Below are 22,273 nucleotides of genomic sequence, written 5' to 3'. Positions count from 1 at the left end.
ACAAAAACAGCCCCGTAAGACGGGGCTGTTTGCATTTCAAAATCTGGACAGGCAATCAATACCAGCCGACAGCGACCTGCGCTTCTTCGGACATACGGTCTGCGGTCCATGGCGGATCGAAGGTCATCGAAACTTCGACCATGGAAACCCCTTCCACCGCTCCAACGGCGTTTTCCACCCAGCCCGGCATTTCGCCAGCCACCGGGCAGCCGGGGGCCGTCAGGGTCATTTCGATCTTTACGGTACGGTCGTCTTCTATATCGATCTTGTAGACAAGGCCAAGCTCGTAGATATCCGCCGGGATTTCCGGGTCATAGACGGTTTTCAAAGCCGCAATGATGTCATCCGTCATGCGCAGGAGTTCTTCCTGCGGAAGAGCGGAGGCAGAGAAAACAGCGCTGCCTTCGGCTTTCGCCGTTTCATCGGCAGGCTTGGTTGCAGCCTGATCCTGAACTTTTTGTTCCATCTCGGTCATCCGAAAAACTTCCTCGCCTTTTCCAAGGCTTCCGCCAATGCATCCACTTCAGCGCGGGTATTGTACATGGCAAAGGATGCACGGCATGTAGAGGTGACGCCAAAGCGTTTCAAGAGGGGCTGTGCGCAATGCGTACCCGCACGCACCGCCACCCCGGCCCTGTCGATCACCATCGACACGTCATGCGCATGGATGCCTTCCAGCGCAAACGAGATGATCGCGCCCTTGTCCGGCGCATGACCGAAAATGCGGAGCGAATTGATTTTGCCCAGTTGTTCGTGGGCGTAATCGCGCAAATCTTCCTCATGGGCGAGAATGGCGTGACGACCAATCTTTTCCATATATTCGAGCGCCGCACCAAGACCGATTGCCTGAACGATGGGTGGCGTGCCAGCTTCGAAACGGTGTGGCGGATGATTATAGGTCACGTATTCTTCCGTGACTTCCTCGATCATTTCGCCGCCGCCCTGGAAGGGGCGCATCTTTTCCAGCATTTCGGCGCGACCATAAAGGACACCGATACCGGACGGACCATAAACTTTGTGGCCAGTGAAGACATACCAGTCGCAGCCCAGATCCTGCACATCGACCGGCAGGTGCACCGCGCCCTGACTGCCATCGACCAGAACCGGAATGCCCCGCGCATGGGCAAGCTCAACGATCTTCTTGATCGGCGTCACGGTGCCAAGCGCATTGGACATATGCGTGATGGCGACCAGCTTTGTGCGATCGGTCAGACGCTTCTCGAATTCCTCGATATGGAATATGCCCTGATCGTCCACCGGAGCGAAAACCAGCTTGGCGCCCTGTCGCTCACGGATGAAATGCCACGGCACGATATTGGAGTGGTGCTCCATGATCGAGACCAGAATCTCGTCGCCCTCGCCAATATGCGGCATGCCGTAGCCATAGGCGACCGTATTGATTGCCTCGGTGGCGTTCTTGGTGAAGACGATCTCATCGACCGAGCCCGCATTCAGAAAACGCCGCACGGTTTCGCGCGACTTTTCATAAGCATCGGTTGCAGCATTCGACAAAAAATGCAGGCCGCGATGCACATTCGCATATTCGTTGGAATAAGCGTGCGTCACCGCACCGATGACGCTTTGCGGCTTTTGCGCCGAAGCGCCATTGTCGAGATAGACAAGCGGCTTGCCGTGGACTTCGCGCGACAGAATTGGAAAATCCCGGCGGATGGCTTCCACGTCATAGGCCGCAACAAGCGGATTCTTCTGGTCCATGATCGTTCCTTTTGCCGTTCGGCAGGAAGGACGGCGCGCACATCTGAGCGCACCGTCCTATTCAATCAGGCATGAACGGCGAGCCAGTTGGACAGCACGGCTTCCAGCGCTTCCACCAGCGTTTCGTCTTCCAGCTCTTCAATGATCTCGGCGATGAACGCCTTGATCAGCAGGCCACGCGCCTCGTTTTCCGGAACACCGCGGGCCATCAGATAGAACAGATAGTCCTTGGAAAGCTCGGCAACCGTTGCACCGTGACCGCAGGCCACGTCATCGGCAAAGATTTCGAGTTCCGGTTTGGCGTCGAACTCGCCTTCGTCCGAAAGCAGAAGCGTGTTGCAGGCCATGCGGGCATCGGTCTTCTGGGCGATCTGCGCAACGCGGATCATGCCCTGGAAAACGCCGCGCGCGCGGTCCTTCACCACATTGCGGATGATCTGGGTCGAACGGGTGTTCTCCACCAGATGGCCAACCGTCATGGTGATGTCGGTGTGGGTGTCGTCGGCCAGAAGATTGAGGCCGCGAAGCTCGAAGTCGGAATCTTCGCCCGTTACATTGACGTGCACTTCCTGACGAACCAGCTTGCCGCCCGCATTGACGATGTAGAGCGTGAGCTTGGAGCCTTTGCCAATCGTCGCAATGAACTGCGAAAGCTGCGTCGCCTGGCCGAAATCACGCAGGATGACCCAGAGGACTTCTGCGCCGTCACCAACCGAAACGTGGCTCACCGACGTCGAGAACGCATCGCCCTCGCCGCCATTCTGGCGCTCGATGATCGTTGCCTTGACATCCGAACCGATGCGAACCGGGAAACGCGTGTGGCTCTGCCCGGTCTTCTGGATGTTCTGGATTTCGAGAGGCGCTTCCAGCTCGGTGCCATCGGCAATCGAAACCATCCAGCCATCGCTGACATAGGCAGCGTTGATCTGGCCAATCGTATCGTCGGTGCCACGTGCTTTAAGCTGGAGTGCCAGCGAACCGTCGGCCAACGCTTCGCGAACCGGGGTCAGCGAAACGCCTTCCGGCGCCTTGGCGTCGAGCGCAGCGCCATTGCTGGCGGCAAGAATGGTGGAACCGGTGAGCAAAGCCGCAAGCGGCTTCGTACCGGCAGCGCTATCAAAAGGCGCGACGCCCTTCAAAAGTGTGCGGAAATCCGTGTAATGCCAGCTTTCGACGCGGCGCGACGGAAGCCCGTTGCTCTTGAGCAGCTCAAGCGCGGTATCGCGTGCGACGACAACATCGCCATTGCCCGACAAATCGCCGATATAATCGCCAAAATTGTCGATCAGCGCGCTTTCAGCGGGCGTCCTCGGCTTTGCGGTCTGAGCGGTCTGGATATTCATAATCCAATCCTCCTCAGGCTGCTTCGCCGATTACTTCGGCATAACCGTTTTCTTCCAGATGCAGTGCGAGGCTCTTGTCGCCAGATTTGATGACCTGGCCCTTGTAAAGCACGTGCACGCTATCGGGAACGATGTATTCGAGCAGACGCTGATAGTGGGTGATGACGATCACGGCGCGATCCGGCGAACGCAGCGCATTGACGCCTTCCGAAACGATCTTCAGCGCATCAATGTCGAGGCCGGAGTCGGTTTCGTCGAGCACGCACAGGCTTGGCTCCAGAAGCTGCATTTGAAGAATTTCAGCGCGCTTCTTTTCGCCGCCCGAGAAGCCAACATTGAGCGGACGCTTCAGCATGTTCATGTCGATGTTGAGGCCGCCGGCGACGTCCTTCACGCGCTTGATGAATTCCGGAATCTTCAGTTCCGGCTCACCGCGCGCCTTGCGCTGGCTGTTCATCGCGACCTTCAGGAATTCCATCGTGGCAACGCCCGGTATTTCCATCGGATACTGGAAAGCGAGAAAAATGCCCTTGGCAGCGCGTTCTGCCGGGTCGAGTTCGAGGATCGACTCGCCGTTATAGAGAATGTCGCCTTCGGTCACTTCGTAGTCGTCGCGACCAGCGAGGATGTAAGACAGCGTGGACTTGCCCGAACCGTTCGGCCCCATGATCGCAGCCACTTCACCCTTGTTCACGGTGAGGTTCAGGCCACGGATGATTTCGGTGTCCGTATCGGCGATCTTTGCGTGGAGGTTCTTGATCTCAAGCATGAATGTAAACCTTGTTCTAATGCCAGGAAAAGGCTGGCCAGAAAAATCAATGGGGAAGAGGCGTGTCGATTGGTTAGCCGACACTGCCTTCAAGCGAGATGCCGATCAGCTTCTGGGCTTCGACGGCGAACTCCATCGGCAGTTCCTGAATAACTTCCTTCACGAAGCCATTGACGATGAGAGCGATTGCCTCCTCTTCCGGAATGCCGCGCTGCATCACATAGAACAGCTGGTCTTCCGAAATCTTGGAGGTGGTTGCCTCGTGCTCGAACTGCGCCGTAGCGTTCTTCGCTTCGATGTACGGCACCGTATGCGCGCCGCAATCGTTGCCGATCAAAAGCGAGTCGCACTGGGTGAAGTTGCGGGCATTCTCGGCCTTGCGATGCGCCGAAACCTGTCCGCGATAGGTGTTGTTCGACTTGCCAGCCGAAATTCCCTTGGAAATGATGCGGCTCGACGTGTTCTTGCCGAGATGGATCATCTTGGTGCCCGAGTCGATCTGCTGATAACCGTTCGACACGGCAATCGAGTAGAACTCACCGCGTGAATTGTCGCCGCGCAGAATGCAGGACGGGTATTTCCAGGTGATGGCGGAGCCGGTTTCAACCTGTGTCCAGGAGATCTTGGAATTGTCGCCACGGCAATCGCCACGCTTGGTGACGAAGTTGTAGATGCCGCCCTTGCCGCTGCTATCGCCCGGATACCAGTTCTGGACCGTCGAATACTTGATTTCGGCGTTTTCCATCGCAACCAGTTCCACCACGGCGGCGTGCAGCTGGTTTTCGTCGCGCTGTGGTGCCGTGCAGCCTTCCAGATAGGAAACATAGGCGCCTTCATCGGCGATGATGAGGGTGCGCTCGAACTGGCCGGTGTTCTTCTCGTTGATGCGGAAATAGGTCGAAAGCTCCATCGGGCAGCGAACGCCCTTCGGAACATAGACGAACGAACCGTCGGTGAAGACAGCCGAATTCAGCGTCGCATAATAGTTGTCCGACACCGGAACAACCGACGCCAGATATTTCTGCACCAGTTCAGGATGTTCACGGATTGCTTCCGAAATCGAGCAGAAGATCACGCCCGCCTTGGAGAGTTCTTCCTTGAAGGTGGTCACGACCGACACGCTGTCGAACACCGCATCGACGGCAACACGGCCGGACGCATAGACATTGTCTGACGGATTGCCGTCGATTTCGCTCGGATCGCCCTGCTTGCGCACGCCCGCAAGAATTTCCTGCTCGCGCAGCGGAATGCCAAGCTTTTCGTAGGTCTTGAGAAGTTCCGGATCGACTTCATCCAGCGACTTCGGGCCGCTCTGGTTCTTCGGCGCCGCATAATAATAGGCGTCCTGGAAATCGATCTTCGGATAATCGACACGCGCCCAGCTTGGCTCTTCCATGGTGAGCCAGCGTTCATAGGCCTTCAGACGCCATTCCAGCATCCATTCCGGTTCATTCTTCTTGGCGGAGATGAAGCGAATGATATCTTCGTTCAGGCCCTTGGGAGCCTTCTCTGCTTCGATCGTCGTCTCGAAGCCGTACTTGTACTGATCCACGTCAAGGCCGCGGACCTGATCAATGGTCTCCTGCACTGCAGGCATTGGCGTTCTCCATCCTCGTCGGGGTCAAGGCCCGACAGTTGCAAACGTCAAGGTGATATGTCTTGAACAATACCGCCTCAATATAGTGTGCGTGACGCTTCTTTAAAACCTCTCTAAACTAGATTTCAAGCGCCGCACGTAAATTTGTCCGAAAAATTCAAGAATATTTTGGGAATGGCGCAAACTTGGCGCCCATTCGAGTACTGAAACACAATTCAGCCGCCTATTTCCTGCCTTCGTAACGCTCAACAATTTTGCGCAGGACGGCGAGAAACGCTTCGACCGAATCCGCACTGACAGCCGGTTCCAGCGAAACTCGGATCGCGCCGGGGCCGTCTTCATGGCCCATGGCCGCCAGCACGTGGCTTGGACCGACCTTGCCTGACGAACAGGCCGAACCCGCCGAAAGCGCTATTCCGCCGAGGTCGAAGGCGATCTGGACTGTCTCGGCCTTCTGGCCATCGAGCGAAAAGAACGTTGTGTTCGGAAGACGATCCACGGCCTTGCCGTGAATCACTGCCCCGGGTGCGATTTCTAAAATCCCCGCTTCCAGCCTGTCCCGCATATCGGGAGACCAGCCGCCACTTTCAAGCCGCGCTTTCGCAACGGTTGCAGCAGCGCCGAAGCCCGCAATCAGCGGCAAGGCTTCTGTACCGGCACGGTGTCCCTTCTCCTGACCGCCGCCGCGCACCAGCGCACGCGGCATCATCAGATCGGAAATGGCAATAACCGCACCGACGCCTTTCGGGCCGCCGATCTTGTGGGACGAAACGATGAGATAATCGCCGCAATTATCTGAAATATCGAGCGGAATACGCCCTGCCGCCTGAACGGCATCGACGACATAAATGCCGCCCGCAGCCTTCACGATAGCGGCAATCTCTGCCACGGGCTGAACGACACCGGTTTCGTTATTCGCGGCCTGCACGGCGACCAGCGGCAAGCCCTTGCTTTTGTCATGGGCAGCAAGCGCTTGCTCCAGCACATCGAGCCGCAAAATGCCGTTTGCATCGACAGGCAATGTCGTGATGCTGTCAGCGGCAAACTGACCGCCAGCGGTCATGCAGGGGTGTTCTGTCGCGCTGACATAAAGATGCGAAAGGCGCACCGGCGAACGCCCCATCATATAATTCGGCGTCAAAAGCGTCGATGCAGCTTCGGTCGCGCCGGAGGTAAAGAAGACATGTTCGGGCTTGGCGTTGACCAGCGACGCGACGTTGCGGCGCGCCGCCTCAACCAGCGCGCGGGCAGCGCGGCCCTCACGATGCACGGAGGACGGATTGCCCGTAATGCTCAACGCCTCGATGACCGCATTGCGCGCTTCATCGAGCAAAGGCGCACTGGCGTTATAGTCCAGATAGAGCCTCTTGCCGCTCCCGTTCACCGTCCCTATCTCCTAAATAACGTCAAGAATGAGCTTCGAGCGCAATTTCCTTGAATTTTCAATCGGGAAAAGCCTATTAAGCCATTACTGCGTGCTGAACTTCAGGTTCAGCCTGTCCAAATTTCAAATCGGTTCTAGAAGCGGCGTCCCCCAACGTCAAGTTCGCAGCTTCGGTCCGATCATCCCGTTACAAGCGGAGTACACATGCCAGAAGTCATTTTTAACGGACCAGCCGGACGCCTCGAAGGCCGCTATCAGCCTTCCAAGGAAAAGAACGCGCCCATCGCGCTCATCCTGCATCCGCATCCGCAATTCGGCGGCACGATGAACAACAAGATCGTCTACGATCTGTTCTACATGTTCCAGCAGCGCGGGTTTACGACGCTGCGCTTCAACTTCCGCGGCATCGGTCGCAGCCAGGGCGAATTCGACCACGGCGCGGGCGAATTGTCGGATGCCGCGAGCGCGCTCGACTGGGTGCAGGCCCTGCATCCGGATTCCAAGAATTGCTGGGTTGCCGGTTATTCCTTCGGTTCCTGGATTGGCATGCAGCTTCTGATGCGCCGCCCGGAAATCGAAGGCTTCATCTCGGTCGCACCGCAGCCGAACACCTACGACTTCTCGTTCCTCGCGCCCTGCCCTTCGTCCGGCCTCATCATCCATGGTGATCAGGACAAGGTGGCACCGCCTAAGGACGTGCAGGCGCTGGTGGACAAGCTCAAAACCCAGAAGGGCATCACCATCACACAGAACACGATTGAAGGCGCCAACCACTTCTTTGCCGGTCATGGCGACCAGCTGATTGAGGAATGCTCGGAATATCTCGACCGCCGGCTGATGGGCGAACTGGTCGAAGCGCGCCCGAAGCGTCTGCGCTAAACAAGAAAATCGGTCGCAAACCAGATTGACCTGGTCTTATCCGGCGGATCGCTCCGCCGGATTTTTTGTGCATATTGATTTCGTCAGATCGATTCGTTTCTCAGCAGGTGCGCCATGCCGGTCTATGCCCTTCTCGCCATTGCCATCTGCTCCGAAGTCATCGGCACATTGAGCCTCAAGGCGTCGGAAGGGTTCACCCGGCCCATTCCATCTATTATTGTGGTCGTCACCTATGGGCTTGCCTTCTATTTTCTATCCCTGACATTGAAGACTATTCCCGTCGGCATTGCCTATGCAGTCTGGTCGGGGATCGGCGTCACACTGGTCGCGCTGATCGGCTGGCTCGTCTTCGGTCAGAAGCTGGATTTTGCCGCCGTGGCGGGCATGGCATTGATTATCGCAGGCGTAGTGGTTCTCAATCTGTTTTCAGGCACAGCACAGCACTGAACAATCGAAGCTGTTGACGAAACCTGCGCAAATTGCGTGTTTCGCCAGACGTTCGGGAGTTTCCTTGTTATTGGCGGTTGATTGGTGCTAAAGGCCAACTTATCACTTTGTTGTAAGCATCCGCTTACTCCAGTTTCAACTTCGCCTTACCAGTCAGGAAAAAGGAATGTCCGGTTTCAAATCCGATTTTCTTCGCACGCTTTCCGAGCGTGGCTTCATTCATCAGATTTCCGATGAAAGCGGCCTCGACGAATTGTTGGCCAAGGAAACCGTGACGGCTTATATCGGCTTCGACCCGACGGCACCAAGTCTGCACGCGGGCGGTCTTATCCAGATCATGATGCTGCACTGGTTCCAGCAGACCGGCCACAAGCCGGTGGCCCTGATGGGCGGCGGCACCGGCATGGTCGGCGATCCGTCCTTCAAGGACGAAGCGCGCAAGCTAATGACCGAAGATACGATTGCCGAGAACATTGCCGGCATCAAGCGCGTCTTCGCCAACTACCTCACCTTTGGCGACGGCGCCACCGACGCGCTGATGGTCAACAATGCCGACTGGCTGCGCAACATCAATTACCTCGAATTCCTGCGCGATGTGGGTCGTCATTTCTCGGTCAATCGCATGTTGTCCTTCGATTCGGTGAAGATGCGCCTTGACCGCGAGCAGTCGCTGTCCTTCCTCGAATTCAACTACATGATCCTGCAGGCTTACGACTTCGTGGAACTGAGCAAGCGCCATAATATCCGCCTGCAAATGGGCGGCTCGGACCAGTGGGGCAATATCATCAACGGTATCGACCTCGGCCACCGTATGGGGACGCCGCAGCTCTATGCCCTGACCTCGCCACTGCTGACCACCGCTTCCGGCCAGAAGATGGGCAAGTCGCTGGGCGGCGCCATCTGGCTCAATGCGGACATGCTGAGCGCCTACGACTTCTGGCAATACTGGCGCAACACCGAGGACGCAGACGTGGAACGCTTCCTGAAGCTCTACACGACGCTGCCGATGGATGAGATCGCCAAGCTTGCCGCGCTCGAAGGTTCTGAGATCAACGAAGCGAAAAAGATCCTCGCGACGGAGATAACGGCTATATTGCATGGCCGTGATGCCGCCGAGGAATCCGCCGAGACGGCCCGCAAGACCTTTGAAGACGGCGAACTGTCTGAAAATCTTCCGACGGTCGGCGTCCACAAGGCAACGCTCAACAGCGGCATCGGCATTCTGGCGCTGATGGTTCTGGCAGAACTCTGCACCACCAACGGTGAAGCCCGCCGTCATGTTGAAGGCGGTGCCGTGCGCATCAATGACGAGCCGGTCACCGATCCGCGCATGACGATCGACGCCGGTGCGTTGAACGATCAGGGCGTCATCAAGCTGTCGCTCGGCAAGAAGCGCCACGTGCTTATCCGCCCGGCCTGATCTGGCCAGCCCAATAATTGAAACGAAAAAGCCGGGCTCCTGCCCGGCTTTTTCACATCCGTATTATCGGCGCTAACCCGCTTTAAAACTCGAAGATCGAGCGGAAGATGCCTGGCGCAATGATCGAAATAGGATTGACGATCACCTGCGGCTGTTTTGCGCTTCCCGAAAGCTTGTAGGTGATGCCGATCAGGCCACGGTCGCGACCATTGCCCAGCAGCATACCCACGATAGGCACTTCCCCGAACAGGCGGTTCACACCATAGGCAGGCATGAAGGTGCCGGTGATCGCCATATTGCCTTGCTTGTCGTAAAGCGTTCCCTGGAACGTTGTGCCGACCGATGGTCCGCGCACCACACCCTTCGACAGGTTGAGATAGCCATCGCCCTTTTCAATCAGCGAGAAGCCCCGCTCGACATCGACGCGCGACACGTCAATGTCACGCTTCACCGCCTGATTGAGGCTTGCACCACCGGTTGCAGGCGGGCTCGACACGAGCTTGGCCAGACGCGGCTCGTTGATGATCGCGAAGTTGCGGGCATCGATCTGTCCACGCAGCGGGCCATCGCCCTGCGCCGCAAGCCCAACGGTTATCTTGCCGCCGCGCATCTTGTCATAGAAATCGAAAAAGCGCAGCACCGCGCCCGCATCATTGGACTGGAGCGAAATTGAGCGGGCATCGCCCTGATCATTATTCGTCGCGACGAATGATTGACCGGACGAAGTCTGGGCGTTGACGGAAACACCCGCAATGCGATTGCCGGAGCTTTCATAGGAAATAGCGACATTGCGCAAGGATTCGCCGTTGAAGCCGCTGACTTCATCGACCTGCGCGCTCACGACCACACGCGGCCCCTTGCTTTTGCCGCCGCTGCCCTTGCCGCCCAGATCTGAAGCCTGCTTGATCAAGGCCCGCGCATCGAATTGCGATCCGCGCACATTGACCCGATAGCCATTGGCACCCTTGGTAGCCTTGACCGACAGACGGTCATTCCGGTTGAGACGCAATTCGCTGAAATCAGCCGACTGGAAATCGCCCTTGGCAATCGACAGATCGCCCTTTACGCCGAATGCATCCCCCGTGAAGACCAGATTGTTGATATCGATCTTGCTCTTATCATCCGGATTCTGGATGAAATCGAAGGTGGCCTTGGCCGGTATGCCAGCGCCCTTACGCCAGCCAAGCCATGACAGGTCCACCTGTGTTCTGCCAAGGTCGGCCGTGACGTGGCGCTTACCGCCTTCCGCCATGCCGAGATCAACCGACATTGGCCCGGAAAAGACGGAGTTCAGCCCCGGAAACACCGCATTGCGTGTCTTGTCGTCGATTTCCAGCTTGATCTTCTGATCGCGCTTGGCCGGTCCGGACAGATTAACCGGCTCGGTCATCGTCACCTTGCCGGGCACGCCATCGAGTTTAGCATCAGCGGTGATGACAGCGGCGGTCTGGTCAACCTTGATCGTGCCTGTCGCATTGCTGACATTCGATCCGCCCACCGGCTTTGCAATATCCAGATTGTTGAAGCCGATATCGGCGCTCCATTTCAAAGTACCGGGCGGCGGGTCCTTTGATACAGCGAAGCTCACCTTTACCTGCGCCTTCACATCGCCCGATACGTCTTCCGGCAGAAAGGGCACGTTTTTCAGGACGTCGATCGGCTTTTTGCCGGCAATCTCAGCGATAGCGGATGCATCGCCCGAAACCGTAATATCGAGATCGGAAATAACCGGGCGCTGCGGACCCCATGGAATGATCAGCGTGCCATTGGAAACGTCGGCCTTTCTGTTTTGCGCCGTATAGACGACACCCTTGGGGAGCTTGATCGTCGTATGCGCACCGCGAACGGTGATCACACCATCGGCATCGCGAACCGGCGGCAATTCACCGACCACGTCAAGACGTGTGTCGAAAACCTTGAAATCACCTTTGATTTCATCGCCCGTCAGGGGTGGCGGCAGACCCGGACCGTTAAAGCGTCCGGCAGCCAGCGAGATGTCGATCTGGCTATCTTTCAGCGTGCCGCCGTAAAGGTTTTTCAGAACCCATTCACGCGCGCCATCGGCCACGTCGATGGGCCAGAGATGCTTGGCGTCAGCCACCGGCATTTTCGGAATGCGCAGCATGAAGATCATTTCAGGCGAGCCATTGCCGAACGCCATCCCGCCCTGCCCGTAAAGCTGGCCGTTTTCGGTCTGCACATCGAGATTGGCAAACTGCACACGCAGCTGATCAGCCAGAAAACGACCAGATATGCGGGTTGCGAAGGACAGCGGCTGCTCTGTAGACTCCGCTGGCATGCTCGTCGCCGAACTGGTCAGAACCTCGAAACGATAGGCCGGACCGTCCTCATTGCCCGCATCCTCCGGTTCTGGCCCGAATGCGCCGTTGAACTGCGCCTGAAGTCCCCCCAATTGCAGCCGCGATTGCTTGATCTCGATCTTGCGGCTACCCACCTGATGCTCAAGGCTCAAAAGCGCACTGCCGCGCACGTCCTCGACCCGCCCCATCTGCATGTCGATGCCATCGACGCCCAGATCAACGCCAAGGCGTTCGGGCCGGTCGCCCGTCGCGGCTGTGCCGGAAAGCGTAATTTTTGCCTGCCCGTCCAGCTCGAAATGCGCCGGATTGATCCTGTTGTTCGCCATGACAGGCGTTACTTCAGGCGGCGATCCGAGCTTAACGGGAATATCATTGATGTTAAGCGCGAAGCCCTGAAGGCTGTTATCAGCAACATCGCGATCAATCTTGCCGTCAATCGCGATCCTCTTGCCCTGCCAGAGCAGATCACCCGTGATGGCGATCTTGCCTTGATCTTCCACCAGTCGCGCAGTCTTGATTTCCACGGATTGCTGAGCATCACCTGCCTTGAAGCGGATGGTGCTGTTGAAAATGCCAATGGCGCGGGTGTCCTGCTGGCGCAAAAGCTCGACGCTCTTGCGCATTGCCGCGAAAATCTGCGCCGAAACGGCATCGAAATCGACGATGCCGCGCTCATCGTAAGGCAGGGACTTCCAGAAACCGTCGCCCTTCGCCTCCGGCATATCGAAGGTCACGCCCTCGACTTCGAGCTGCGCCACGCGCACCGAGCCGGTCAAGAGCGGCAGAGGCGCCAAACCAAGGCGCACAGACCGGATGCCTTTGATTTCAACGCCTTGCCTGGGGTCGATCACGGAAACGTCCCGCGCTTCCATGGCGACATGGCTATCCTGATCGAGCGAAAGCGCGGCGCTGCCAATCGAAGCGGACGCGCCATCCCCCAGCACGCCGACCAGAGCCTTCTGCGCTTCATTACGCAAAAGCTCGCTGTTCACGCCGCCACGAAGAATGAGAAAACCCGCACCACCGACCAGAACAAGCAGAATGCAAATCGAAACGAAAGCATGGGAACAACGCGAAATAAATGACCGCCCCGAGCGCAACGGGCCGTCTGCGAGACCATCTGCGCCATCAGCGGCCAGACGCTCGATTCTATCCATCTCCCGCTTCGTGAAGCGGATTCGTTTCGGTTTTTCTGTCAACAACCCAGCCGGATATCAAGTGCTGCAATCGACGACGCTTCATAAGATGAATCATGAAACTATCGTATTGAATTGATTTTACTCACCCTTTCCATCTGAGACGGTGCCTGCGGTTTGCGCTTGCGTCCATTTTCCGACATTTCGCCAATCTGCGAAACGATGCGGTTTCCATGGTTGCACAAGCGTCACTCGAATGCGATAGCTCGGACTGTAACAGGTGATTTCCATGCTAATCCATAAAAGAAAGGCACAGATATGGCTCATCCCCAAGTTGGCGAAACGGCACCGGATTTCAGCTTGCCGTCAGATGGACTTTCGGGAAGCGGTCAACTCACCCTTTCGTCGTTGAAAGGCAAGCCTGTCGTCCTCTATTTCTATCCCAAGGATGACACGTCGGGCTGCACCAAGGAAGCGATTGCCTTTTCACAATTGAAGCCGGAATTCGACAAAATCGGTGCGCGGGTAATCGGCCTGTCGCCAGACAGCGCCACGAAACATGCCAAGTTTCGCAAAAAGCACGATCTGACCGTCGATCTCGTCGCAGACGAAGAACGCACAGCTCTGGAAGCCTATGGCGTGTGGGTCGAGAAAAGCATGTATGGCCGCAAATATATGGGCGTCGAGCGTACAACCTTTCTGATTGATGCCGCTGGCCGTATCGCACGGGTCTGGAATAAGGTGAAAGTTGCCGGTCACGCCGAAGACGTGCTGGAAGCGGCTCGCGCCCTATAGCCCGACGGAGTGTATCCTGTGATGCGCGAGACCAAGGCTCCCGAACAAACGCTACGTGGCAATGCCATCCGTGCCATTGCTGCAGCCGATCTGGACGACAAAGTCCGCCTCACGCGCGAGACGGCGGCGCGCTGGTTCGGGCGCACGCTCTCGGTGCGAAGCCCGCTCGACCCGCCTTTGCCAGATCGCCCGGGCCGTCCGGACAAGCCGGAGCTTGTCCCGCCGCGCATGATGAAGAAGCGCTCGCTCCACACGGAGCATGGCCGTATCGCGCTGATGCACGCTCTTGCGCATATCGAGTTGAATGCCATCGATCTGGCGCTCGATATCGTGGCCCGCTTTGCAGCCAAGCCCATTCCGCGCAGCTTTTTCGATGGCTGGATGAAAGTCGCTGATGACGAGGCGCGGCATTTCACTTTGCTGCGCAATCGCCTGAAAGACCTTGGCGCCGATTATGGTGACATGCCTGCTCATGACGGGCTGTGGCAATCGGCGCATCAAACGCGCAATGATCTGGAGGCGCGGCTGGCCGTGGTGCCGCTGATACTCGAAGCGCGTGGGCTGGATTTGACGCCGTCGCTTCTGGAAAAGATGATCGAAACCGGCGATCACGAGACGGCAGCGATACTGGACATCATCTATAACGACGAGAAAACCCATGTCGCGGTCGGCGCGAAATGGTTTCGCTTTTTCTGCGCGCGTAATCGCATCGATCCGGTCGCCCGCTTTCAGGAACTGGTGCGCACCAATTTTCGAGGCGATCTCAAGCCGCCGTTCAACGATCTGGCACGGGCCGAAGCCGGGCTGACGCCGTCCTTTTATCGCAACCTGTCTCCGGTCTCGATCTGAGACACTTTCCGGCCCGCATGGCTGGCGCAAGCCACGAATGCAAAGCTTTATTAACCCTAATAAGTTGTAATCAAACTTAGGGAATCGGTGCGTTTTCCAGAACGTTCCGCCAGAATTTTGCAGTTCGCATCCGTGTTCAGGTTCCGAGCTGCTCTATCGGGGGGCATGTGGGTGCCATGACGAATAAACGGGCGAAAACAACGGGAAAGACGGTCTTCGGTGAACGCAAGGAACCGCCTGTCGTCATTATCGCTCGCGGCGAGAAAATCAGCCATTTCACGTTTCGCCCTTGGATGGCCATTGCAGGCGGAGCGGCGTTTCTGGCGCTTTCAACTGCCTATCTCGGCTCCACCGCCTATCTCGTGCTGCGCGATGATCTGATCAGTTCCGGCATTGCGCGACAGGCACGCAACCAGCAGCTTTATGAAGACCGGATTTCGCTGCTGCGCACGGAAGTGGACCGCATTACGAGCCGCCAGATGCTTGACCAGCAGGTCATGGAAAACAAGCTCGCTGAACTCATGCAGCGTCAGCAGACGCTGAGCGCGCGCGATGGCAAGCTTGCGCCTTTGCTGGAACGGGCATCGAAGTTGCAGCCCATGCCGGATATGCCGACACAGCCCGTCCCCTTCGCCGAAGAGCATAGCCAGCTTATCCCGGATGAGGCGATTGGCGGGCGGGATTTTCCCGGCATCGATCCGATCATAACCGGGCCTGTGCCCGCGAATGTCAAACCGGAGCGTCGTGCCGATGCGGGACCGCTGGGTCTGCGTCTTGCGGGCGGCATGTCGGGTGAATCCACAATCGAGACCTCCGACAAGTTGCTTGCCACCATCAACCAGACCTTGCATCGCATCGAAAGCGAACAGAATGGCAAGGTGCGCAATCTGGCGGATGCCGCTTATGAAAAAGCCGACACCATCGTCGACACGCTGAATTCCGCCGGGCTTCGCATCGAAACCTCGGACCAGGCGCATTCTGCCATGGGCGGCCCGCTGATTCCGATTTCAGCGCCCGGCACAATCGTCAACGATTTCGACATGCAGATCCGCAATCTCGACAGTGCACTGGAACGGCTCGATAGCGTTCGCAAACAAATCACGGCGATGCCGCTCGCGAACCCTGCCCCCGGTATGCCGGTGACGAGCCTTTTCGGATATCGCAGCGACCCGTTTTTCGGCAGCTCCGCCTTTCATTCAGGTATCGATTTTCGCGCCGCCTACGGCCAGACAATCCGGGCCACGGCTGCCGGAATGGTCATGAAGGCAGGACGCTTTGGCGGCTATGGCAATATGGTCGAGATCGACCACGGCAATGGTTTTGCCACACGCTTTGCGCATCTCTCGCAGGTTCTGGTCCGTGACGGGCAGAAGATCGCCCGCGGCACGGTCATCGGTCAGGCGGGCAGCACCGGGCGTTCGACCGGGAGTCACCTTCATTATGAAGTGCGCGAGAACGGTCGTCCCGTCAATCCGGTCAATTTTCTCAAAGCGGGCAAACAGATAGAGCCGCTGCTTTAACAACAGCCATAAAAAACCCGGCGCTGAGGCCGGGTTTTTGTTATTCGCGGATTTCGAACAGATATCAGTCGATATCGTCGATCATCTCGCCACCACCCTGAATGCGGTGTGCGAGCGCTGCTTCCATGAAAGGCGTTACCGCGCCATCCAGCACTTCCTGTGGATTGGTGCTTTCCACGCCGGTGCGCAAATCCTTCACCAACTGGTATGGCTGCAGAACGTAGGAACGAATCTGATGCCCCCAGCCGATATCCGTCTTGGTGGCATTGGCTGCGTCCGTCGCTTCTTCGCGCTTTTTCAACTCTTCCTCGTACAAACGCGCGCGCAGCATCGACCATGCTTTTTCACGGTTCTTGTGCTGCGAACGTTCCGCCTGACACTGCACCACGATACCGCTCGCGATATGCGTGATACGCACTGCGGAGTCCGTCGTGTTGACGTGCTGACCACCGGCACCCGATGCACGATAGGTATCAATGCGAACGTCTGCTTCCGTCACCTGCACATCGATATTGTCATCGATCACCGGATAAACCCAGATACTGGCGAAGGACGTATGGCGGCGGGCATTGGAATCGTAGGGCGAGATGCGGACCAGACGATGAACGCCTGATTCGGTCTTCATCATGCCGTATGAATTGTGCCCCTTGACGAGAATGGTCGCGGATTTGATGCCCGCTTCATCGCCATCGTGCACTTCCATCACTTCGACCTTGCGGCCGTTGCGTTCTGCCCAGCGCGTATACATGCGCAGCAGCATCGACGCCCAGTCCTGGCTTTCCGTGCCACCGGCGCCGGCATGCACTTCGACATAGGTGTCGTTGGCATCGGCTTCGCCCGACAGCAGCATGTCGATCTGGCGGCGATCGATCTCGACCTTGAGTTCGCGGATGGTGTTTTCCGCGTCGTCGATGATCGACTTGTCGCCTTCCTCCTCGCCCATGGCGATGAGTTCGATGCTGTCATTCAATGTCTGGGTAAGCTGATTGATACCGTTAATGCTGTCTTCCAGCTGCTGGCGCTCACGCATCAGCTTCTGGGCTTCCTGGGCATCATTCCAGAGTGTGGGATCTTCGGCCTTCTGATTGAGATAGCCGAGACGTTTTATCGCCTGATCCCAGTCAAAGATGCCTCCTCAGCAGGCTTATGGCCTGCTTGATTTCGTCAACCAGCGTCTCGATTTCCGCGCGCATGGGCAAATCGTTCCTTCAGTAATTCCTATTTCAATGGGAAACCAAACCGGACGCAAAGCCCGGCTCGTCATTTCCAGCGTCGGACAGCCTGTCCAAGCGCCGCGGACCATAGTGACGCGGCCACGCTGTGTAAAGGCCAAAGCCCTGTAACCGGATCAGTAAAGTCCGCCCGAGCCGGAGTTGATTGCACGGGTTGCTTGCGGCGATTGCGGTGCGACAGGCGCGCCTTCACGGAACGAATCCATACCGATGACCGAATAGCTGTCGGATGGTCCCGTGCCCGGCTTGAAGGCTTCCATGATCAGATTCGGATCGCCCTGATTGGTGCGCATGCCGGTCTTGCGGTTGATCGCAATAAGGGTCATGCCTTCCGGTACGCGGAAATCCACCTTGGGCGTTCCAGCCAGCGCCTGCTCCATGAAGGATTTGAACACCGGTGCAGCCAGACCGCCGCCCGTGCCGCCCCGTCCGAGCGATTCCGGAGTATCGTAGCCCATAAATACACCGACCACGAGGTCGGGCGTGAAGCCGACGAACCATGCGTCTTTTTCGTCATTGGACGTGCCGGTCTTGCCAGCCAGCGGACGGTCGAGGCTCTTCAGAATCTGCGCCGTGCCGCGCTGAACAACGCCTTCCATCATCGATGTGATCTGATAGGCCGTCATCGGGTCCAGCACCTGATCGCGATTGTCGATCAGGGTCGGCTCTTCCTGATTGGCCCAATCCTGTGCATTGCAGCCTTCGCACTGGCGCGCATCGTGCTTGAACACGGTCTTGCCGTAACGGTCCTGAATACGGTCGATCATCGACGGCGTGATGCTCTGGCCACCATTGGCGATGACGGAATAGGCCGTTACCATGCGCAGTACGGTGGTTTCACCCGCGCCGAGCGACATGGAGAGAACCGGCAGCATCTTGTCGTAAACGCCGAAACGTTCGGCATATTCAGCGACAAGCTTCATGCCCATGTCCTGTGCCAGACGCACGGTCATGACGTTACGCGACTGCTCGATACCGTAGCGAAGCGTGGACGGACCGGCGAATTTACCCGAATAGTTCTTCGGCGCCCAGACACCGAGCGTACCGCCCTGATTGACTTCCAGCGGACCGTCCAGAACCACGGAAGCAGGCGTATAACCATTGTCGAGCGCCGCAGCGTAGACGAACGGCTTGAACGACGAACCCGGCTGGCGATAGGCCTGCGTGGCGCGGTTGAATTCCGATTCCGCATAGGAGAAGCCGCCGACCATTGCCAGCACACGGCCCGTATGCGGGTCCATGGCGACGAGCGCGCCTTCAAGCTTCGGCGGCTGCTGAAGCCGATAGCCGTTGCCTTCCTTCGAGACATAGATGATGTCGCCGGTGTTGAGTACACCTTCCGGCGACTTCGCACTGCTGCGCTTGCCATCGATATTGGTGACGCGCATCGCCCACTTCATGTCGTCGGCGGTGATAAAGGCGCGCTTGCGCTCCTTGCTGCGCGATCCGGACGCTTCGACTTCCGGCTGGAGGCCGATATCGGCACCGGCAGCGGAAACATTCAGCACAATGGCGAGCTGCCATTCCGGAACATCCGAATAGGACTGCATGTCGCCGAAGGCGGTGCCCCAATCATTGCCGAGATCGACATTCTTCAACGGACCGCGCCAGCCGCGTGCCTCGTCATAGCGCAGAAGTGCAGACTGCAGCGATTTGCGTGCTTCGACCTGCAAGGTCGGGTTCAGTGTCGTGCGGACCGACAGGCCGCCTTCATACAGGGCGTCGACACCATATTTCTGGATGATCTGCCGGCGCACTTCCTCGGTGAAATATTCCGATGCGAAGACATAGTGCATATCGCTGCGCGATGTGACACCGAGTGGCTGCTTCTTCGCGTCTTCCGCCTCCGCTGTCGTGATATAGCCGTTTTCGGCCATACGATCGATCACCCAGTTGCGACGTTCCATGGCGCGGGCTGGCTGGCGGAAGGGATGGTAATTGTTCGGGCCTTTCGGGAGTGCTGCGAGATACGCGCTCTCCGCGATGTTCAGTTCGCCGACCGACTTGTCAAAATAGGTCAGTGCCGCGCTGGCGATACCGTAAGAGCCAAGGCCGAAGAAGATTTCATTCAGATAGAGTTCGAGAATGCGATCCTTGGAATAGGCCTGCTCGATACGCATGGCCAGAATCGCTTCACGAATCTTGCGGTCATAGGTCTGGGTCGAGGACAGGAGGAAGTTCTTCGCGACCTGCTGCGTGATGGTCGACGCGCCCATCGGGCGGCGACCCGAGCCCATATTCTTGACGTTAGTGATAACGGCGCGTGCCAGACCACCGAAATCGAGACCATGATGTTCGTAGAAGGTCTTGTCTTCGGCGGAGATGAACGCAGCCTTGACCCGGTTCGGCACAGCCTGGATTGGCAAGTACATGCGACGCTCGCGCGCGAACTCCGCCATCAGGCTGCCGTCCGATGCATGAACGCGGGTCATGACCGGCGGCTCGTACTTCGCCAGCACCTCATAATCGGGCAAATCTTTGCTAAGGCTTCCGACGTAAAGGGCAACGCCGCCTGCTGCCAGAAGCATCAGCACCGCACCAATCCCGAAGAAATAACCGATAAGCCTTACCATATTTGCGGAATCCTGCCGTCAGATTATGCCCATGATAAGCGTCAATGCGCCAACCGCCAACCCACGAGCCCCGTAAGGTTCATGGTATCAGGCTTAGTGACCATCAAATGCGTCAAACGCAAGATCGTTTATGCGTTTTAACAGAATTAACATCTTTAGGCTCGGTCCCGGAATAAAAATACGACAAACTGTTGCATGCATGCATCGTCGTGCTGGTGCTCAACCTTTTGTTACGATTGCCGGGCGTCGTAACGTTTCGAACGACTTGATTGCCAAAGCAAGTCGGTCAGCAAGTTTTTTCCGCCATTCCGGGTTGCTTATGAGTTTTTCGTCTTCTGCATTCGACAGATAGCCGATTTCGATCAATACAGAAGGCACGTCCGGGGCGCGCAGCACCTGAAATCCGGCAAAACGGTGCGGATTGTTGATGAGATTAACCTGCCCCTGCAATTGTGCGATCACCTTTTCCGCAAAGCTCAGCGAGAAGCTATGGGTCTCGCGGCGCGTCAGATCGAGCAGAATATCGGCAACTTCCGGCACTTCTTCCGGCGCGGTGCCTCCCAGATTGTCGGATTTGTTTTCACGTTCCGCCATGGCGCGCGCTACCGCATCCGACGCCTTGTCGGAAATCGTATAGACCGTCGCGCCGCGAATATCCTGCTGATTGATCGTATCAGCATGGATGGAGATGAACAGATCGGCCTCATGCTGGCGGGCGATGCGGACGCGTTCGGACAAGCGAAGATAAGTATCGTCGTCCCGTGTCATCAGAACCTGAATGTTCTTTTCCTGCGCAAGACGATCGCGCAATTCGACACCGAAGGCGAGCGTCAGGTCCTTTTCCTTGATACCGCTCAGGCTTTCGGCACCGCTGTCGATGCCGCCATGGCCCGGATCGATCATCACCGTAAACGGACGGGTCTCGATCTTGGTTGATTGAGCAGAAAGCGCAGCCTTGCGCTCGGTCGAACTCGTGATTTCTGAACGTCCTTGCAGTTGTGCGGTGAATTCCCGGTCGGACGTTGCGACCATATCCGCCACAAGACGATAACCGGACGCGCTTTCATTTTTCAAAACGCGCAGATTTTCCACCTTGAAGGGGCCACGCAAGGTCAGGATAAGGCGCGAACGCCCCTTCCCCGCCAGACCGTAACGAACATTGGAAACCAGACCTCTGGCTTCAAGGCTCTTTTCGTCGAACCCGAAACGGGTTTCGGGCAACTCGATCACCAGACGATGGGGATTGTCGAAAAGGCGCGTCGTCAGTTCCGGCTCGCGGTCGAACATCACGACGATGCGGGTGCGCAGATCATCGCCTGCCATGCGAAAAGTGAGCGCCGTCAGCGGCTGTCCGGACTGATCGGCGGCCAGAGCGGCGCCCACCTGAAAGAGCCCCACAAAGAGAAAGACCGCAAGCGCCAGCCATTGCCGCGCAGTTGCAGAGATTGTCGTTGCTTTTTCACCGTTTCGAAAATGCATTCGCCATCACGATCGAATAATATTGAATTGGTGGCACCGAATAGCGATGCCCGCGCTTTTATGTGCGCCTCAATGCGCAACTGTCCACCCGACCCGCTGCACGCAACTCATGAAACTGTCGTACAGAACTACGGTTAACGAAGGATTTCCAGCCGCAATTGAGCCGCGAATATGACCTACATTCGGGTTACGACGAAATTGCGATGCGAATGTCAACTGATATTCGTACTTGTCATCATGCATTCGACGCCATAAAAGCTAATGCAGGTTACGGGTTAGCTGTCAGAATCGTTTGCCGGTTTTCGAATATGACCGGAGAGAACGAGAGCGAGAACAGTGGTTTATACGCTCACAGTCCCGGTGGCCGGAACAGAATTCAGTGGAGATATGGCTCCCCCGCCCTCCACTTTTGATTGGTCGATTGCGCATTGTTACGCGCTGTCGCCACCGCATGGAACTTAAAGCCGGGTCCGGCTTCAGGATAGAACGGTGCGTGGATTTGAGAATTTAAGGTGTCCTTGTGCGTCCAGTTAGACGCACGGCGCTTTAACGCTCGAGAAGAGCAATGAAATCGGCCCGGTCTCCGGGTCATATATTGAGGTCGTTTCGTTCGGAACAGCTATGGGTCTAGTAAGACTGACCATCGCAAGCCTAAAGACCGTGATCGCCACGTGGCCGTCGCGCGTAAAGGCAGCAGCTTATGTTCCGGCGAACCCAGAACCATCCGGCAGATGCAATACGGTTAGGTCGGCAGCCTTCAGGGCTTCCTCCGGCGCACGTGTTTTGCGTCTTCGCGCCGGTAGGAAAGACACT

The 22,273-nt window shown here is 57.2% G+C and carries 16 protein-coding genes and 1 pseudogene; 6 read left to right on the top strand and 11 right to left on the bottom strand.

All coding sequences use genetic code 11. The features are described 5' to 3' along the window. Window positions 1–55: 55 nt before the first annotated feature. The 6 genes from FIC94_RS13070 to FIC94_RS13045 form a co-directional block, all read right to left on the bottom strand. The gene (locus FIC94_RS13070; protein ID WP_109368899.1) at window positions 56–475 is read right to left on the bottom strand and encodes an SUF system Fe-S cluster assembly protein; all 420 of its coding nucleotides are present in this window, start codon (window positions 473–475) and stop codon (window positions 56–58) included. After that, window positions 472–1,716, bottom strand: a complete 1,245-nt coding sequence (locus FIC94_RS13065; protein WP_140025149.1) for a cysteine desulfurase — start codon at window positions 1,714–1,716, stop codon at window positions 472–474. Before FIC94_RS13065 ends, FIC94_RS13070 begins: the two co-directional genes overlap by 4 nt. Before the next feature lie 65 nt (window positions 1,717–1,781). Then, complete coding sequence (gene sufD / locus FIC94_RS13060; protein ID WP_140025148.1) at window positions 1,782–3,059, bottom strand: Fe-S cluster assembly protein SufD; 1,278 nt, start codon at window positions 3,057–3,059, stop codon at window positions 1,782–1,784. A gap of 13 nt (window positions 3,060–3,072) precedes the next feature. Next, on the bottom strand, window positions 3,073–3,828 hold the full coding sequence (gene sufC / locus FIC94_RS13055; RefSeq protein ID WP_078338532.1) for a Fe-S cluster assembly ATPase SufC: 756 nt from the start codon (window positions 3,826–3,828) through the stop codon (window positions 3,073–3,075). 73 nt (window positions 3,829–3,901) lie between these two features. Further along, complete coding sequence (sufB, locus tag FIC94_RS13050; protein WP_078338531.1) at window positions 3,902–5,425, bottom strand: Fe-S cluster assembly protein SufB; 1,524 nt, start codon at window positions 5,423–5,425, stop codon at window positions 3,902–3,904. Window positions 5,426–5,648: 223 nt separating this feature from the next. Further along, window positions 5,649–6,809 (bottom strand): cysteine desulfurase family protein, encoded by a 1,161-nt coding sequence (locus FIC94_RS13045; protein WP_140025147.1) that lies wholly within the window; start codon window positions 6,807–6,809, stop codon window positions 5,649–5,651. Between the two features lie 204 nt (window positions 6,810–7,013). On the opposite strand from FIC94_RS13045, the gene FIC94_RS13040 reads away from it, so the two are divergent. From FIC94_RS13040 to tyrS, 3 genes are all read left to right on the top strand, one after another. Next, window positions 7,014–7,688 (top strand): alpha/beta hydrolase, encoded by a 675-nt coding sequence (locus FIC94_RS13040; RefSeq protein ID WP_078338528.1) that lies wholly within the window; start codon window positions 7,014–7,016, stop codon window positions 7,686–7,688. Between the two features lie 114 nt (window positions 7,689–7,802). Then, window positions 7,803–8,135, top strand: coding sequence for a DMT family transporter (locus FIC94_RS13035; RefSeq protein WP_109368894.1), 333 nt, complete (start codon window positions 7,803–7,805; stop codon window positions 8,133–8,135). A 166-nt stretch (window positions 8,136–8,301) separates the two neighbouring features. Beyond that, window positions 8,302–9,555 carry a tyrosine--tRNA ligase gene (tyrS, locus tag FIC94_RS13030; protein ID WP_109368893.1) on the top strand — a complete coding sequence of 418 codons (1,254 nt, stop codon included), beginning with the start codon at window positions 8,302–8,304 and terminating at the stop codon, window positions 9,553–9,555. An 82-nt stretch (window positions 9,556–9,637) separates the two neighbouring features. Here tyrS and FIC94_RS13025 read toward each other — a convergent pair whose 3' ends face one another. Further along, complete coding sequence (locus FIC94_RS13025) at window positions 9,638–13,033, bottom strand: DUF3971 domain-containing protein (RefSeq protein ID WP_140025146.1); 3,396 nt, start codon at window positions 13,031–13,033, stop codon at window positions 9,638–9,640. Between the two features lie 297 nt (window positions 13,034–13,330). Here FIC94_RS13025 and FIC94_RS13020 point away from each other — a divergent pair, with 297 nt between their 5' ends. The 3 genes from FIC94_RS13020 (at window position 13,331) to FIC94_RS13010 (ending at window position 16,176) form a co-directional block, all read left to right on the top strand. Continuing rightward, a complete protein-coding gene (locus tag FIC94_RS13020) occupies window positions 13,331–13,807 on the top strand; it encodes a peroxiredoxin (protein ID WP_109368891.1) in 477 nt (158 codons plus the stop codon). 21 nt (window positions 13,808–13,828) lie between these two features. After that, the gene (locus FIC94_RS13015; RefSeq protein WP_121536039.1) at window positions 13,829–14,656 is read left to right on the top strand and encodes a ferritin-like domain-containing protein; all 828 of its coding nucleotides are present in this window, start codon (window positions 13,829–13,831) and stop codon (window positions 14,654–14,656) included. Between the two features lie 176 nt (window positions 14,657–14,832). Continuing rightward, entirely contained in the window at window positions 14,833–16,176 is a 1,344-nt protein-coding gene (locus FIC94_RS13010) for a M23 family metallopeptidase (RefSeq protein ID WP_140025145.1), read from the top strand. 64 nt (window positions 16,177–16,240) lie between these two features. Here FIC94_RS13010 and prfB read toward each other — a convergent pair. The 4 genes and pseudogenes from prfB to FIC94_RS12990 all read right to left on the bottom strand — a co-directional run. Further along, window positions 16,241–17,369, bottom strand: a protein-coding gene (prfB, locus tag FIC94_RS13005; RefSeq protein ID WP_140025144.1) for a peptide chain release factor 2 whose coding sequence is annotated in 2 segments (ribosomal slippage) — window positions 16,241–17,299 and window positions 17,301–17,369 — 1,128 coding nt in all. Because the reading frame shifts where the segments join, the coding sequence is not laid out codon by codon here. Window positions 17,370–17,524: 155 nt separating this feature from the next. After that, window positions 17,525–19,981, bottom strand: coding sequence for a penicillin-binding protein 1A (locus FIC94_RS13000; protein ID WP_140025143.1), 2,457 nt, complete (start codon window positions 19,979–19,981; stop codon window positions 17,525–17,527). A 219-nt stretch (window positions 19,982–20,200) separates the two neighbouring features. Beyond that, window positions 20,201–21,460 carry an N-acetylmuramoyl-L-alanine amidase gene (locus FIC94_RS12995; RefSeq protein ID WP_140025142.1) on the bottom strand — a complete coding sequence of 420 codons (1,260 nt, stop codon included), beginning with the start codon at window positions 21,458–21,460 and terminating at the stop codon, window positions 20,201–20,203. A 632-nt stretch (window positions 21,461–22,092) separates the two neighbouring features. Beyond that, a pseudogene (locus FIC94_RS12990) lies at window positions 22,093–22,272 on the bottom strand (hypothetical protein); the annotation flags it as partial. Window position 22,273 lies beyond the last annotated feature (1 nt).

It is taken from the genome of Ochrobactrum teleogrylli (assembly GCF_006376685.1).
Lineage (GTDB): Bacteria > Pseudomonadota > Alphaproteobacteria > Rhizobiales > Rhizobiaceae > Brucella > Brucella teleogrylli.
This window is presented reverse-complemented; position numbering and strand designations above follow the sequence as displayed.

Coding starts and splice junctions, on each gene's coding strand:
- FIC94_RS13070 (WP_109368899.1), bottom strand. CDS start 475: ATGACCGAGATGGAACAAAAAGTTCAGGATCAGGCTGCAACCAAGCCT.
- FIC94_RS13065 (WP_140025149.1), bottom strand. CDS start 1,716: ATGGACCAGAAGAATCCGCTTGTTGCGGCCTATGACGTGGAAGCCATC.
- sufD (WP_140025148.1), bottom strand. CDS start 3,059: ATGAATATCCAGACCGCTCAGACCGCAAAGCCGAGGACGCCCGCTGAA.
- sufC (WP_078338532.1), bottom strand. CDS start 3,828: ATGCTTGAGATCAAGAACCTCCACGCAAAGATCGCCGATACGGACACC.
- sufB (WP_078338531.1), bottom strand. CDS start 5,425: ATGCCTGCAGTGCAGGAGACCATTGATCAGGTCCGCGGCCTTGACGTG.
- FIC94_RS13040 (WP_078338528.1), top strand. CDS start 7,014: ATGCCAGAAGTCATTTTTAACGGACCAGCCGGACGCCTCGAAGGCCGC.
- FIC94_RS13035 (WP_109368894.1), top strand. CDS start 7,803: ATGCCGGTCTATGCCCTTCTCGCCATTGCCATCTGCTCCGAAGTCATC.
- tyrS (WP_109368893.1), top strand. CDS start 8,302: ATGTCCGGTTTCAAATCCGATTTTCTTCGCACGCTTTCCGAGCGTGGC.
- FIC94_RS13025 (WP_140025146.1), bottom strand. CDS start 13,033: ATGGATAGAATCGAGCGTCTGGCCGCTGATGGCGCAGATGGTCTCGCA.
- FIC94_RS13020 (WP_109368891.1), top strand. CDS start 13,331: ATGGCTCATCCCCAAGTTGGCGAAACGGCACCGGATTTCAGCTTGCCG.
- FIC94_RS13015 (WP_121536039.1), top strand. CDS start 13,829: ATGCGCGAGACCAAGGCTCCCGAACAAACGCTACGTGGCAATGCCATC.
- FIC94_RS13010 (WP_140025145.1), top strand. CDS start 14,833: ATGACGAATAAACGGGCGAAAACAACGGGAAAGACGGTCTTCGGTGAA.
- FIC94_RS13000 (WP_140025143.1), bottom strand. CDS start 19,981: ATGGTAAGGCTTATCGGTTATTTCTTCGGGATTGGTGCGGTGCTGATG.
- FIC94_RS12995 (WP_140025142.1), bottom strand. CDS start 21,460: ATGCATTTTCGAAACGGTGAAAAAGCAACGACAATCTCTGCAACTGCG.